Raw genomic sequence first — 14,825 nt, forward strand, 5'->3', positions numbered from 1 at the left:
GTTGCCCGACATGAGCTCGACCGGTGTCCAGTCCCGTTCGCAGAACGCGGACCGGGAAGGCCCCACGCCCAGCCGGCGGAGCCCGGAACAACTCCGGGACGACCTGATCGCCGCTGCGGCGGCACAGGCCCCGGACATCGCCGACCTCATCGGTCACTACTACCGCCTGATCCCCGCCGAGGAGATCATCGGTGAGAGCCCGGACGACCTCGTCGGCGCCGTGCGGTCGCACCTGGAGCTGGCACGCAACCGGGTGCCGGGCAGGCCCGCACTCCGTCTGTTCAACCCGACGACCGCCGAGGACGGCTGGTCGAGCGAATCGACCGTCATCCAGGTCGTCACCGACGACATGCCGTATCTGGTCGACTCGGTCGTGGCAGAGCTGGCGCGCGGTGGTGTGCACGTGCAGCGCATCGTCCACCCGATCATGCTGGTCACGCGGGACATGTCCGGCGGTCTGCAGCAGCTCCATCCTGGCGGGGACGTCGAACAGCCGCCCGCGGGCGCGACGGTCGAGTCGTGGATGTACCTGGAGATCGACTCGATCACCGATGTGGATCGCGCACGCGAGTGCGACCACCGGCTGCTGGCTGTGCTCGAGGACGTCCGGGAGGTCGTCGAGGACACCGACCGCATGGCCGCCGCCGCGCTCTCCCTGGCCGACGAACTCGACAACACGCCGCCGCCGCTGTCCGAGCAGGAGGTCCGCGACGGTGCGGAGCTGCTGCGCTGGCTGGCGGACGGTCACCTGACGTTCCTCGGTTACCGGCACTACGAGGTGATCGACGACGGCGGCGAGGCCGCGCTGCGTGCGGTGCTGGCGTCGGGGCTCGGTGTGCTGCGGCAGGACAGCCTCGCCGCTCGCAACCTCACCGCCGGACCGGATTCGACAGCTCAGGCGCTGAAGCCGGAGCTGTTGGTGCTCACGCAGGCGGGTGCGCCGTCGACGGTGCACCGCCCGATCTACCCGTACTACGTCGGTGTGAAGACCTTCGACGCCGACGGCAACGTCACCGGCGAGCACCGGTTCCTCGGCATGTTCACCACGACGGCCCTGCACGAGGACGTACTCGACATCCCGGTTGTGGAACGCCGCGTGCGGGAGGTCATCCACCGCGCCGGGTTCCCGATGCAGTCCTACTCCGGCCAGCGGATGCTGGAGGTGCTGCAGAACTGGCCGCGGGCTGACCTGTTCTCGGCGGATCCGGATTCGCTGTACGCCACGGCCACGGGTGCGATCACGCTGGCCGATCGGCGCAGGTTGCGGCTGTTCCTGCGCCGCGACACGTACGGCCGGTTCTACTCGTGCCTGGTGTTCCTGCCGCGCGACCGGTACACGACACGGTCGCGGCTGGCGATGCAGCAGGTGCTGCTGGACGAGCTCGAGGGCACGCACCTGGAGTACGCGACGCGGCTGGGCGAGACGCAGCTCGCTCAGGTGCATTTCACCGTCCACACCGATCCCGGTGCGACCGTCGAACCCGACACGTTGCGGATCCAGGAGCGGCTGGCCGAGGCCATGCGCAGCTGGGACGACCTGATGGTGGAGGCGATCCTCGCCGAACGGAGGGAGCGTGCGGGCGACGGCAAGGCCGTGACGTTCGCCGGCGAGGAATCGGCCACCGAGCAGGCACAGCGCTACGCGACGGTGTTCCCCGAGGCCTACAAGGAGGACTTCGACGCCGAGTCGGCGTTGCGCGACCTGCGCATGCTCGAATCCCTCGAGGGGCGCGCCGACGTGCGCATGTCGTTCTACCTGCCTGACGGTGCGGCGCCGGGGGAGCGCCGGTTCAAGCTCTACACCCAGGGCGACGGCGTGACACTGTCGACGATGCTGCCGTTGTTGCAGCGTATGGGCGTCGAGGTGGTCGACGAGCGGCCGTACGAACTCTCGCGGGAGGACGGTGCCCGCCTGTGGATCTACGACTTCGGCCTGCGTATCGACCCGGGCGTGATGGCCGCGGTGGAGGCCGAGAAGGACCTCCAGGTGCGCTTCCAGGACGCCTTCGCCGCCGAGTGGCGGGGCGATGCCGAGGTCGACGGGTTCAACGCTCTCGTACTGCGTGCCGGACTCGACTGGCGGCAGGTGGCGGTGCTGCGCGCGTACGCCCGCTACCTGCGGCAGGCTGGCTCGCCGTACTCGCAGGACTACATCGAGACGACGCTGCTCGCGCACACCGACATCGCGACGGCGCTGGTGCGGCTGTTCGAAACCCGCTTCGGCCCGGACGACGCGCAGCGCGAGGACCGTTCGAACGAGCAGGTCGACGAGATCAGCTCGATGATCGACGAGGTCACGAGCCTGGACCAGGACCGGATCCTGCGCAGGCTGCTGTCGGTCATCGTGGCGACGTTGCGCACCAACTACCGGGTGACCGACACCGACGGCAACCCTCGCCCGTACCTCGCGTTCAAGCTCGATCCGCAGCAGGTGCCCGACCTGCCCGAGCCGCGTCCGGCCTACGAGATCTTCGTGTGCTCGCCGCGCGTGGAAGGTGTCCACCTGCGTTTCGGCTCGGTCGCCAGGGGCGGGCTGCGTTGGTCCGACCGCCGCGAGGATTTCCGCACCGAGGTGCTGGGCCTGGTGAAGGCGCAGGCGGTCAAGAACGCGGTCATCGTGCCGGTCGGAGCCAAGGGCGGGTTCGTCGTCAAGCGTCCGCCGGCGGCCACGGGCGACCCGGGCATCGACCGCGAGGCGCAGCACGCCGAGGGCGTCGCCTGCTACCGCATGTTCATTTCCGGCCTGCTGGATCTCACCGACAACCTCGTCGACGGTGTCACGGTGCCCGCCCGCGACGTCGTCCGCTACGACGGTGACGACAACTACCTGGTCGTCGCCGCGGACAAGGGCACCGCGACGTTCTCCGACCTCGCCAACGAGGTCGCCAAGAGTTACGGCTTCTGGCTGGGTGATGCGTTCGCCTCCGGCGGATCGGTCGGCTACGACCACAAGGACATGGGCATCACCGCGAAGGGTGCGTGGGAGAGCGTCAAGCGGCATTTCCGCGAGCTCGGCGTCGACACGCAGAGCCAGGACTTCACGGTCGTCGGCATCGGCGACATGGGCGGCGACGTGTTCGGCAACGGCATGCTGCTGTCGGAGCACATCCGTCTCGTGGCCGCGTTCAACCACCTGCACATCTTCCTCGACCCGAACCCCGACGCGGCGAGTGCGTTCGCCGAGCGCACACGGCTGTTCGAGTTGCCGCGTTCGACGTGGGACGACTACGACCGCTCGCTCATCAGCGAGGGCGGCGGGATCTACCCGCGTAGCGCGAAGACCATCCCGATCACGCCGCAGGTGGCCGAGGCGCTCGGCATCGACGGGGTCGACAGCATGTCGCCGGCCGAGCTGGTCCACGCGATCCTGCAGGCGCCGGTCGACCTGCTGTGGAACGGCGGTATCGGCACCTACGTGAAGGCCACCGGCGAACGGCACGCCGACGCGGGCGACAAGGCCAACGACGCCGTGCGCGTCAACGGCAGCCAGGTGCGTGCGAAGGTCATCGGCGAAGGCGGCAACCTCGGTCTCACCCAGCGCGGGCGGATCGAGTTCGCCCGGCACGGCGGCAAGGTCAACACCGACGCGCTCGACAACTCGGCGGGGGTCGACTGCTCCGACCACGAGGTCAACATCAAGATCCTGCTCGACAAGCTCGTCGAGACGGCAGAGCTGGAGGTCTCCGAGCGCAACCAGCTGCTCGAGGTGATGACCGACGAGGTCGGTGAGCTGGTGCTGCGGGACAACTACACGCAGAACGCGGTGCTGGGCGTCGCGCGTCATCACACGGACGCGATGGTGTCGGTGCACCGCAGGCTCGTCGGCGCGCTCGAGGCCAAGGGGGCGCTGGACCGGCACCTCGAGGCGCTGCCCGTCGACTCCGGGTTCAGCGAGCTCGAGCACGCCGGTCAGGGATTGACGTCGCCCGAACTGGCGACTGTGCTGGCGCACGTCAAGCTGGACCTGAAGGACGAGATCCTCGCCAGCGAACTGCCCGACGCCGAGGTGTTCAGCCGTCGCGCCGCCGAGTACTTCCCGACACCGCTGCGCAACCGATTCGGCGCGTCGGTGGCCAAGCACCCGCTGCTGCGCCAGATCACGACGACCTGGCTGGTCAACGAGGTGGTCGACGGTGCAGGCCTGACGTACGCGTTCCGCCTCTCCGAGGAGCTCAACGCCACGGCGACCGATGCGGTGCGGGCGTACTCGGTCGTCACGAACGTCTACGGCCTTTCCGAGGTGTGGCAGGCGATCGCGGAGCTGGACACCGTTGTGGCGACCGACATCGCCGACGAGATGGTGCTGGAGACCCGCAGGCTCCTCGACCGGGCGTCCCGGTGGTTCCTGACGAACCGTCCGCAGCCGCTGGCCGTCGGTGCCGAGATCAACCGGTTCGGTGAGCCGGTGCGGGCGCTGACCGGCCGGCTGGGCAAGCTGGTGCGCGGGCGTGAGGCCGAGAAGGTGCGTGCCGAGGTTGGCAGGCTGACCGCGGCGGGCGTGCCCACGGAGCTCGCGGAGCGCGTCAGTGAGCTGTTGCTCGGGTATGCGCTGCTGGACATCACGGAGGTCGCCGAGGTGGCCGAGCCGGACGGCGAGGGCACCCCGGTGGACATCGCCGAACTGTATCTCGCGCTGTCGGACCACCTGGGTTTCGATCACATGCTCGCGTCGGTGAACCAGCTCGAGCGTGACAACCGGTGGCACGCGCTGGCCAGGCTCGCGTTGCGGGACGACCTGTACGGTTCGCTGCGGGCCATCACGCGTGACGCCCTGCGGCACAGCGATCCGGGCGACTCGGTCGACGAAAAGATCGCCAAGTGGGAGCAGGCGAATGCTTCCCGGCTGGCCCGTTCCCGGGTGACGCTCGACGAGATCTCGCGGTCCGGGCGGATCGACCTCGCGACGCTGTCGGTCGCCGCGCGGCAGATCCGGAGCACGGTCGGATGAGTGTCGGCGAGTACGTCACGCATGTCCGGCCGCGCTGGTCCGATATGGACGCGTTCGGCCACGTCAACCATGCGCGCATGGTGACGTTGCTGGAGGAGGCGCGGGTGCCGCTGCTGTTCGACGACGCGACCGCTCAGGGTCTCGGCGAGTTCGCGAAGGGTACGGTCGTGGTGAAGCTCGGGGTCGACTACAAGGAGCCGGTGATCGTCGACGGCAAACAACTGCGGGTGGGTATCACCATGACCCGATTGCAGCAGGCGTCGTTCACACTCGCCTATCGTGTCCACAACGGACCGTCCGAATCGGACCCGGTGGCCGTGACGGCGTGGACGCTGCTTGCGCCGTACGACGTCGGAGCCGCGCGTCCCCGCAGGCTCGCCGCGCAGGAGCGTGCCTTCCTGACGGACCACATCCCGGAGGCGGACCGTGCCTGAGCTGCGAATCCCCGACCCGGCCGACCGCGAGTCGCTGGGTGCGTTCATAGCCAGGGCGGTCCGCCTCGACGGGCAGGCGGTCGTGCGGCTGCGCATGCGCAGGCCCGGCGTGCTGGAAGCATGGGCGAGTACCCCGTTCGAGGTGCTCGTGACGCGTGCCGTGGAGGGCGAGATCGAGCCGGGCGACGTGACCGTGTCGGGCTCGGAGCTGCTCGCGGCACTGACCGTCGCGCCGGGCGAGCGGATGGACCCGGGTCCGTCGCGCGATCTGCTGTGGCGTTCCGAACTACCGTCGGGTGCGGGGTGGCGACAGGTCGACACGCTGCCTGCGGCCGTCGTCGCCGACCTCGCCGATCGTGGGGTCGCCGTGGCCAGGGAGAACGTCGGACCGCAGGGCACGCCTCCCGCGTCGCTCATGGATCAGACCGTGCTCACCGTGTCCGGCGACGACAACACCGAGCTCGAGGTGCCGATGCGGTGCCTGTTCGCGATGTCCGGCATGGGGTTCGTCGACTCCTCCGTCGCCGATGACGTCGTGCGGGTCACGGCCACCGACGCGTGGCTGCGGCTCGACGGCCGGTACGGCGCGGTCGTCCGCCGCAGGCACGCGCTGCTGCCGCTGCTGTTCTGAAACCGCACAGCTGCGGGTGACCTGCGGCGATCGCAGCGAATCAGTGGCCGCGGTCCGTCGCGGGTGTCATAGTTGGCCGATGAGCGAGGAGTCGCGACGCGCCGACGACGATCGGGCCGACGAACCTGCCGATCCGACCGCCGAGTTCCTGGCGGACGTCCGTCCCGAGGAGACACCGTGGCGGACCGAACGGCCGCCCGCCGAGCAAGCCGGGTCACCGATTCCCGACGCCAACGAGCGGACCCGATTCCAACGGGTCGCCGGCGCTGTCGGCGGCGCGGCGCCGTATCTGGCTGCCGGCGGCGCGGCGGGCTGGGTGAGCGCCCAGGCCTACGACGAGTACGCCGACGAGGCCGGCGGTCATGGCGGGATGGAAGACATGGGTATGGGCGAAGGCTGATCACGCCCACGCCACACCTGCCGTCAACCCGCTTGTCGTCAACCCAGTGTTGACGACATGGAGAAGGTCAACCTATGGTTGACGCATGACCGAAACACCGCAACCGCGCGTCATCGCGCACCCGGTCAGGCTCGACGACCTGATCGACGCCATCAAAACCGCACGCACCGACGTGCTCGACCAGCTCTCCGACGCCGTCCTCGCCGGACAGCACCTCGGCGAGATCGCCGACCATCTGATCGGGCACTTCGTCGACCAGGCCCGTCGCGCAGGCGCCTCGTGGACCGACATCGGCCAGAGCATGGGTGTCAGCAAACAGGCCGCCCAGAAGCGATTCGTCGCGAAGGGGGACGAGGTGCTCGACCCCAACGAAGGCTTCTCGCGATTCACCCCGCGTGCCAGGAACGCCGTCATGGCGGCCGGTGACGTTGCCCGCGAGCACCGCCACTCCGTGATCACACCCGTCCATCTCGTGCTCGGCCTGCTCACCGAACCGGAGGCGCTGGCCGCAAAGGCGATCGCCGATCAGGGGGTGACCGACCGGTCCTTGCGGGCGGCCGCCATCGCCGCGCTGCCAGAGGACGGCGAATCCGATGACGCTCCGGACCTGCCGCCGTTCTCGGCGGAGGCGAAGAAGGCGCTCGAGCTGACCTACCGGGAAGCGCTGCGCCTCGGGCACAACTACATCGGAACCGAGCACGTGCTGCTGGCACTGCTCGAACACGAGGGCGACGACGGCGTCCTGACCACTGCCGGCGTCGCCAAAGCCGATGTCGAAGCATTCGTCCATGCCGCGCTGGCCGTGCTCGTCGGCCAGCGGGACGGCGCGTGACTCGGCCGCGCGTGACTCGGCCGCCCGAGGACGGCCGCTACGGGGAGGGCGCTGTGATCACGCGATCACAGCGCCCTCCCCGTAGTCGTCGGCCGGCCGTCAGACCCAGCTGTTCATCATCGACTGGGCCGCCATCTCGAGGTAGTCCCACAGCTTCGTCCGGTACGGCTCGGGAATACCGGTCTCGTCGACGGCGATGCGCATCGCCCGCAGCCACGCGTCCCGTTCGATCGGGCCGATCTTGTACGGCGCGTGCCGCATCCGCAGCCGCGGGTGGCCGCGCTGCTCGGAATAGGTCTGCGGACCGCCCCAGTACTGCATGAGGAACAGTCGCAGCCGGTCCTCGGCCGGGCCGAGGTCCTCCTCGGGATACAGCGGTCGCAACACCTCGTCGTCGGCGACCTCGGCGTAGAACCGCGCCACGAGTTTCCGGAACGTTTCCTCACCGCCCACCGCGTCGTAGAACGTGCGCGGGTCGGCGGTTCCGCCGCTGGCCTCAGACACTTCGGGCACCTCGGATATCTCGAACGATGGTCGGGCTGGTCTTCATTGTCCCGGTGACGTCACGCGTTGTTGTTGCCGTTCTGGAACAGCCGCCGCAACGGCGGCTGGAAGCCTGCGCGCTCGAACGCGGCCATCGCGTCGGCGCGCAGCGCACGCTGGATTGCCCACTGCTTGCCGGGACGCACCTTCACGGTCAGGCGCAGGAGCACCGCCTCGGGGGTCACGCTCTCGACGCCCAGCACCGTCGGGGTCTCCAAGATGTCGGGCGCGAGGTCTTCACGTTCGGCCGACGTGGCCAGGACCTCCTTGAGCAGCGACGTCGCACGGTCCAGATCGGCGTCGTAGGCCACCGGGATGTCGACGACACCGACGGCGAAGCCCTGGCTGAAGTTGCCGACCCGGAGCACCTCGCCGTTGCGGACGTACCAGACGGTCCCGTTCAGGTCGCGCAACGTCGTGATGCGCAGCCCCACGGCCTCGACGGTGCCGACAGCCTCGCCGACATCGACGACATCGCCCACGCCGTACTGGTCCTCCATCATCATGAAGATGCCGGACAAGAAGTCCCGGACGAGGTTCTGTGCGCCGAAACCGACGGCTACACCGACGATGCCCGCGGAGGCGATGATCGGGGCGAGGTTGATGCCCAGCTCGCCGAGGATGAGCACGAAGGCGATCGTGTAGACGACGACGGTCGTGATCGACTTCAGCACCGAGCCGATGGTCCTGGCCCGCTGCCTGCGGCGTTCGAGGATGCCGGGGCCGATGAGGTCGGGGGCCTTCTCCTTCAACGGCTTCAGCAGCGCCGGGACCTTGTCCTTGGCGTCGTCCTCGGGAGTGCGGGTCATTCGCTCGATGAGCCTGCGGATGACCAGGCGCACGAAGAACGCGATGATGGCGATGAGCAGGATGGTCAGCGGCTTGGCGATCAGCCAGTTCGCCGAACCGGCCAGCCATTCGTTGCCGGTGAGTTGCCAGATCTGCTGGCACCAGGTGCCCGCCTCCTGAATGCAGGACGGGGGTTCGCTGAGCAACTGGTCCACGGGGCGTGTTTTTCCTTCCGTTGCATGATCGAGGGAATGTGTGACGCCGCCCACTTCACTGATCCCGCCCGGGCGCAGGTGAGGCATGTTGACCACGTCGAATTCCACAGCCACGGTACTCGGGGCGGACACGTGCATTAACACACGTGCGTTTCAGGGGCGATGTGTGGTCGACTAGGGCAGCACCGGTGGAGGTGGTCGCGTGCCAGACCGACAACCGAGCCCTCACGGCGCTCACCCCCGGCAGCCGGCCGGGACGGCGTCGGAGGTCATGCTGTGCGCGCCGGCATCCGGCGTGAACCGCGGTGGAACGGCTCCGACGGGGCCGCATCCCACCGGCCCGCCGCGCGCGGGCAGGGTTCCCCGAACGCCCGGGGCGTGGCGCTCCCGTGAGGCTGGCTCCGGTTCGTCAGGCCCCGGCTGGGGAAAACGCCGGGTCCTGCTGCTGAACGCGACGTTCGAACCGCTGACGGCACTGCCGTTGCGCAGGGCGATCGTCCTGCTCGTCTGCGGCAAGGCCGAAGTCGTGCACGAGGATCCGTCGGGGCTCACGCTGCATGCCGCGACGATGACCGTGGACGTGCCGTCGGTGATCCGGTTGTCGAACTACGTGCGCGTTCCCTATCGCGCGCAGGTGCCGCTCACGCGTGCCGGTCTGATGCACCGAGACCGCTTCCGTTGCGCCTACTGCGGCGGCCGTGCCGAGACGATCGACCACGTCCAGCCGCGAAGCCGGGGCGGCGAACACTCGTGGGAGAACTGCGTCGCCTGCTGCGCCAAGTGCAACCATCGCAAGGCCGACAAGCTGCTCTCGGAACTCGGCTGGACCATGCGGACCATTCCCCGCGCGCCGCACGGGCCGCACTGGCGGCTGCTCGCACACGCGAAGGAAACCGACCCGCTGTGGCGGCAGTACCTCGGAGCGCCCGCAGCCTAGCGCGTTCCGCCACCACGCGTCCGCATCCGCAATGGCGCGGTCTGCAACGGCGCGCGTGGCAGCACCTCACCGGCCCTCGTTCCGAGGTCGGTCGACTCTCGCGGCCGGTCCACCACGGCGGAGCGCTGCGGACGACGGTGTCCGAGCGCGACATGCAGCCGTGATGCTCCGGCCGAGTGTTGTCGGGCGTCCGGCCTCGGGCACCCGTGGGCACCGGGACGACCTTCACTGCCGAGTCGTGCCCGCCGGACAACGCACGCCGGCGGAACCGAACTCGCCGCGCAGGCATGCCAGCCTTCCGGCCGCACGTGACGTCCTTACCTGCGGAACAGCCCCGAGGAAACAGCGCCCGCGGAACGGCGCTCTTGAGACGTCGCCCAGGAGAACGCCGCTCGCGGAGGCGTGGACGGTCACGGGTGCCGGTAGCCGATGGAACTTTCGTCGGGAGCGTCGCCGGAAACGGAACGCCGAGGCGGTGTTCCGGGTCGTACCGATCAGACGGTGACGCGGGTGCCCATGGTGGCGTCGGTGTCCATCGTCACCCGGGTGCCACGGGTGACGCGCGTGCCCATGGTGGCGTCGGTGTCCATCGTCACCCGGGTGCCACGGGTGACGCGCGTGCCCATGGTGACGCGGGTGCCGGAGGTGACCCGAGTGCCACGGGTGACGCGGGTGCCCATGGTGGCGTCGGTGTCCATCGTCACCCGGGTGCCACGGGTGACGCGGGTGCCCATGGTGGCGTCGGTGTCCATCGTGACCCGAGTACCGCGGGTGACGCGCGTGCCCATGGTGACGCGGGTGCCGGAGGTGACCCGAGTGCCACGGGTGACGCGGGTGCCCATGGTGGCGTCGGTGTCCATCGTGACCCGGGTACCCCGAGTCACACGCGTGCCCATCGTGACGCGCGTGCCGCGGGTCACTCGTGTACCGCGCGTGACGCGCGTGCCTGCCGTCACTCGGGTGCCACAGGTGACGCGGGTACCGCGCGTGACTCGCGTTCCGAGCTCTGCGGGGCGGGCGGCGTCGGACGACGTCGCGTTGTCGCTCGTCGCGGCGGGGCTCAGGACGTGAAGCATGTGGGCCTCCTGTGACAGGCGGAAGTCAGTGGGGTTGGGAACGTCGGGGCGCAAGAACCCGTACGTGTGAAAAACGTACGAGGGTCCCTGACCCCTGACAAGCACGATGCGCCCGGTGAGTCCGGGTGTACGTCGAGTTGCAACCGTCTGCCAGTGGCGCTTCGGCTCAACGTGCCATTACGTCTCCGGCAAGCGGCGGACGGTGGTTGAGATGCGGCGAGCGGCACAGGTCAGTGCGGCGTGGCGGAGGCTCCAGGTGGTCGCACCTGCGGGCCCGTCGGATACCCTGCGCTCGTGAGCATCCTCGAGACGACCCTGGTCTTCGCGGTGATCCCGCTCGCCATCTGCGGCGTATTCGCCCTGGTCACCCTGCGTTCGAAGTTCGCAGGGCGGCCACGGTATCGCCCGGGGCAGGAATGGGACCACCCTGCGACATGGTGGAGTGCCAACCCGGTCAGCGCCGGTACGTCCGGCAAACCCTCGACGGACCGAGGAGGTGCCCGTGGGAACTGGTGAACTGGTCCACGACCGTGACGCCGCCGCGGTCGACCCGGCCGAGTTGCCGTACGGCGCCGCAGTTACGGAAAGCGGGCGTATCTCGCGCGCCCAGGAGTACGTACCCGCTGCTCCGAACGGCCCATTCACGACACAACAGCTGAGCCGTATCGACGAGGCGCTCGCGCTGGCGACGCGTGACACGGGTATCGACTTCAGCATCTACCTCGGCTCACTGGGCGCCGAGGACTCGCGTGCGGCCGCCGAGCAGCTGCACGACCGGCTCGGCACGCGGGGCGACGACGCCGTGCTGATCGCCGTGTCGCCGGGTGAACGGGTCGTCGAGATCGTCACGGGCGCGAACACGACGCAGCGCGTGCCCGATCGTGCCGTGAAGCTGGCCGTCATGAGCATGGTCGCCTCGTTCAAGGAGGGCGATCTGACCGGCGGCTTCGTCAGCGGCCTGCGCATGATGGCCGACCAGGCGGGTAGCCGCCCCACCCACTGACGGCCGACGCCGGAGGGCGACACCGCGCGCGGTGTTGACCACTCAGCACAGCCAAACCCAACGCCCCGGCACCGATCAGTTCGGTGCCGGGGCGTTGTGCTGGGAGGATCCGCGTCCTGTTGCCCGACGCGTCGTGGTGTCGGGGCGTCGTGGTGTCGGGCCGGCCTCAGCTCTCGTCGAACTCCCGGGCCGCGAGCGCGCGCACGACCCCGGCGCGGCCCTCGGAGACCAGCCTGCGCAGCGCGGGCGAGTGCTCGCCCTCCAGCCACGCGTCGGCCGCGGCGATGCACTCGCGCGTGACCGACCACGACGGATACAGGCCCACCACCGTCGGCTGAGCGGCCTCACTGGAACGGCGCGTCCACACGTCGTCGATCGTGGCGAAATACGTGTCGACGTAGCCCTCGAGCAGATACTTCTGTCCCGGGTGGGAGAAGCCGGTGATGATGGCCTCGTTGACCGCGTTGGGCAGCTCGTCGTCGTGGACCGCGCGCTCCCAGGCCTCCGCCTTGGCCTCGGCCGTCGGCCGCAGCGCACGGGCACGCTCGGCGTGGCGGCGGCCCGTCGCGGTGTTGTCCCGCTCGTGTTCGGCCGCGATCTCCGCTTCGTCCGCCCGGCCGTGGGCGACCAGCGCGTGCAACAGCCGCCACCGCAGGTCGGTGTCGACGACCAGGCCTTCCAGGGTCGCCGAGCCGTCGAACCAGCCCGCCAGTACCGACAGGGTCTGTTCGTCGAGCACGGCCGCGGTCAGCGCGTTGACGAACGCCAGCTGATGATCCGACCCCGCCTCGGCGGTGCGTGCCAGTTCGAGCAGCCGTGCGGTGAACGCGGGCCAGCCCTCCTGCTGCGCCCACGTGGGTTCGGCGTAGGAGTTCAGGGCCGTCTGGGCCTGCATCAGCAGTCGCTGGACGACGCCGACCTCGGTCTCCGCGCCGATACCGCGCTGCACGAGCGTGACGAAGTCGCGGGCCTTGAGCTCGGCCTCCCGCGTCATCTCCCACGCGGCCGACCAGCACAGCGTTCGGGGGAGCGGGTCGGTGATCTCGCCGATCCGGTCGATCAGCGTCACCAGCGACTCGTTGTCCAGCCGCATCGTGCAGTAGGTGAGGTCGTCGTCGTTGACCAGCACGAGCTTGCCGCGGTCGGCGCCCACCAGGTCGGGCACCTCCGTGCGGTCGCCGTCGATGTCGAGTTCGACGCGCTTGGTGCGCACCAGCTTGCCGTCGACGTCGTCGTAGATGCCGACGGCGGCGCGGTGGGTCCGCAACTCTCCTGCACCCGGTTTGGCTCCGCCCTGCAGGACGGCGAAGGAGGTGAACCTGCCGTCGGCGCCGGTTTCGAACGCCGGGCGGAGCGAGTTCAGCCCCGTTGTCTCGAGCCACTGGGCGCTCCACCACGACAGGTCGCGGCCGGACGCCTCCTCGAGGGCGGCGAGCAGGTCGGCCAGCGTCGCGTTGCCCCACGCGTGACGGTCGAAGTACACCTTCAACCCCGACAGGAAGTTGTCCTGCCCGACGTAGGCGACGAGCTGCTTGAGCACGCTCGCGCCCTTGGCGTAGGTGATGCCGTCGAAGTTCACCTCGACCGCCTGCAGGTCGACCATGTCGGCGGCGATCGGGTGCGTGGAGGGAAGCTGGTCCTGCCGGTAGGCCCACGACTTCTCGATGTTGGCGAAGCTCGTCCACGCGCCGGTGTACTCGGTCGCTTCGGCCTGCGCGAGGACACTGGCGAACGTCGCGAACGACTCGTTCAGCCACAGGTCGTCCCACCAGCGCATGGTGACGAGGTCGCCGAACCACATGTGCGCCATCTCGTGCAGCAGCGTCTCGGCGCGACGCTCGTAGGAATAGCGGGTGACGCGGCTACGGAAGACGTAGTCCTCCCGGAACGTCACCGCGCCCGCGTTCTCCATCGCACCCGCGTTGAACTCCGGCACGAACAGCTGGTCGTACTTCGAGAACGGGTAGGCCACACCGAAGTTGCGGTGGTAGAAGCCGAAGCCCTGTTTCGTCTCGCTGAAGAGTCGGTCGGCGTCCATGTACTCGGCCAGTGAGGCGCGGCAGTAGATGCCGAGCGGAATGGTGCCGTTCTCGTCGCGGTACTCGTCGCGCCACTCGGCGTACGGGCCTGCCACGAGCGCCACCAGGTACGTCGAGATGCGCTCGGACTCGGCGAACACGAGCCGCACCGCACCCTCGGGTGTCTCCGACTCGGATTCGACGCGCGCGTTGGAGACGACCTTCCAGCCCTTCGGGGCGATCACGGTGAGCCGGTACGTCGCCTTGAGGTCCGGCTGGTCGAAGCACGCGAACATGCGCTTGGCGTCGGCCGTCTCGAACTGTGAGTACAGGTACACCGACTCGTCCACCGGGTCGACGAAGCGGTGCAGCCCTTCACCGGTGTTCATGTACCGGCAGTCGGCCTCGATCGTGAGCTCGTTCGTCTCCGCGAGGTCCGGCAGGGCGAGGCCGTCGTCCTCGACGTACCCGTCGACCGGGAGCGGCGTGCCGTTGAGCGTCGCGGAACGCACACCCTCGGCGACGATGTCCACCCAGGACTCCGCCCCGGGAGTGGCGGCGGCGAAGGTGATCGTGGTCCTGGAGTCGAACGTCTTCTCGCCGGGGCGGCCCTGGCCGTCGGTGAGGTCGAGAAGGATGTCGTAGGACTGGACGTCGAGCAGGTCGGCGCGCTGCTGGGCAGCGTCCCGAGTCAGGTTGGGGGCGGGCACGGACACCTCGGTCATCGATCGTGGGCGGACAACAGGACGTTCGCCGATCCAATCATGGCCACTGCTCCGCCCGCACGGGGAATCGCCTCACTCGGCGCCCAGGGCGGTGTCCCCGCACGGGGAGACGCGGCGGACCGGCGCCTCGGCGGCCGCCTCCCGTGCCGCGCGTACCTGCCCGTGCGGAACGGTTCGGTCAGGCCGTGGGAACGATCCGCCGGCCGGGGAACAACATCCGTGCCGGCGGTGTTGGCCGGGATAGATCCGACCAGGCCGAGCGAGGAGCAACGTT

12 protein-coding genes are annotated in these 14,825 nt (G+C 69.3%); 8 read left to right on the forward strand and 4 right to left on the reverse strand.

The genetic code is table 11. From position 1 onward, the window contains the following. Positions 1–10 precede the first annotated feature (10 nt). The 5 genes from FB384_RS15880 to FB384_RS15900 all read left to right on the forward strand — a co-directional run bounded on the left by FB384_RS15880 (position 11) and on the right by FB384_RS15900 (position 7,245). Entirely contained in the window at positions 11–4,948 is a 4,938-nt protein-coding gene (locus FB384_RS15880; RefSeq protein WP_183783889.1) for an NAD-glutamate dehydrogenase, read from the forward strand. Further along, on the forward strand, positions 4,945–5,382 hold the full coding sequence (locus FB384_RS15885) for an acyl-CoA thioesterase (RefSeq protein ID WP_183783891.1): 438 nt from the start codon (positions 4,945–4,947) through the stop codon (positions 5,380–5,382). Before FB384_RS15880 ends, FB384_RS15885 begins: the two co-directional genes overlap by 4 nt. Next, entirely contained in the window at positions 5,375–6,013 is a 639-nt protein-coding gene (locus FB384_RS15890) for a hypothetical protein (RefSeq protein WP_183783894.1), read from the forward strand. The genes FB384_RS15885 and FB384_RS15890 overlap by 8 nt, the downstream gene beginning before the upstream one ends. 79 nt (positions 6,014–6,092) lie before the next feature. After that, positions 6,093–6,413, forward strand: a complete 321-nt coding sequence (locus FB384_RS15895) for a hypothetical protein (protein WP_183783896.1) — start codon at positions 6,093–6,095, stop codon at positions 6,411–6,413. A gap of 85 nt (positions 6,414–6,498) precedes the next feature. Next, positions 6,499–7,245, forward strand: a complete 747-nt coding sequence (locus FB384_RS15900) for an ATP-dependent Clp protease ATP-binding subunit (RefSeq protein WP_183783898.1) — start codon at positions 6,499–6,501, stop codon at positions 7,243–7,245. A 99-nt stretch (positions 7,246–7,344) separates the two neighbouring features. Here the strand turns inward: FB384_RS15900 and FB384_RS15905 are convergent, their stop codons facing one another. Both FB384_RS15905 and FB384_RS15910 read right to left on the reverse strand, forming a co-directional pair. Beyond that, complete coding sequence (locus tag FB384_RS15905) at positions 7,345–7,749, reverse strand: globin (protein ID WP_258936665.1); 405 nt, start codon at positions 7,747–7,749, stop codon at positions 7,345–7,347. Positions 7,750–7,808: 59 nt separating this feature from the next. Next, on the reverse strand, positions 7,809–8,792 hold the full coding sequence (locus tag FB384_RS15910) for a mechanosensitive ion channel family protein (RefSeq protein ID WP_183783901.1): 984 nt from the start codon (positions 8,790–8,792) through the stop codon (positions 7,809–7,811). A gap of 202 nt (positions 8,793–8,994) precedes the next feature. On the opposite strand from FB384_RS15910, the gene FB384_RS15915 reads away from it, so the two are divergent. Then, positions 8,995–9,729 carry an HNH endonuclease gene (locus FB384_RS15915; protein ID WP_323985250.1) on the forward strand — a complete coding sequence of 245 codons (735 nt, stop codon included), beginning with the start codon at positions 8,995–8,997 and terminating at the stop codon, positions 9,727–9,729. Positions 9,730–10,223: 494 nt separating this feature from the next. On the opposite strand, the gene FB384_RS15920 is transcribed toward FB384_RS15915, so the two are convergent. Next, entirely contained in the window at positions 10,224–10,589 is a 366-nt protein-coding gene (locus tag FB384_RS15920; RefSeq protein WP_228726039.1) for a hypothetical protein, read from the reverse strand. 510 nt (positions 10,590–11,099) lie between these two features. On the opposite strand from FB384_RS15920, the gene ctaJ reads away from it, so the two are divergent. Both ctaJ and FB384_RS15930 read left to right on the forward strand, forming a co-directional pair. Then, on the forward strand, positions 11,100–11,321 hold the full coding sequence (gene ctaJ / locus FB384_RS15925; RefSeq protein WP_183783903.1) for an aa3-type cytochrome oxidase subunit CtaJ: 222 nt from the start codon (positions 11,100–11,102) through the stop codon (positions 11,319–11,321). Continuing rightward, positions 11,308–11,808, forward strand: a complete 501-nt coding sequence (locus FB384_RS15930; RefSeq protein ID WP_183783905.1) for a DUF5130 family protein — start codon at positions 11,308–11,310, stop codon at positions 11,806–11,808. The genes ctaJ and FB384_RS15930 overlap by 14 nt, the downstream gene beginning before the upstream one ends. 166 nt (positions 11,809–11,974) lie before the next feature. Here the strand turns inward: FB384_RS15930 and pepN are convergent, their stop codons facing one another. Beyond that, positions 11,975–14,536, reverse strand: a complete 2,562-nt coding sequence (pepN, locus tag FB384_RS15935) for an aminopeptidase N (RefSeq protein ID WP_183785630.1) — start codon at positions 14,534–14,536, stop codon at positions 11,975–11,977. Positions 14,537–14,825 lie beyond the last annotated feature (289 nt).

The organism is Prauserella sediminis (assembly GCF_014195435.1).
Taxonomy (GTDB): Bacteria; Actinomycetota; Actinomycetes; order Mycobacteriales; family Pseudonocardiaceae; genus Prauserella; species Prauserella salsuginis.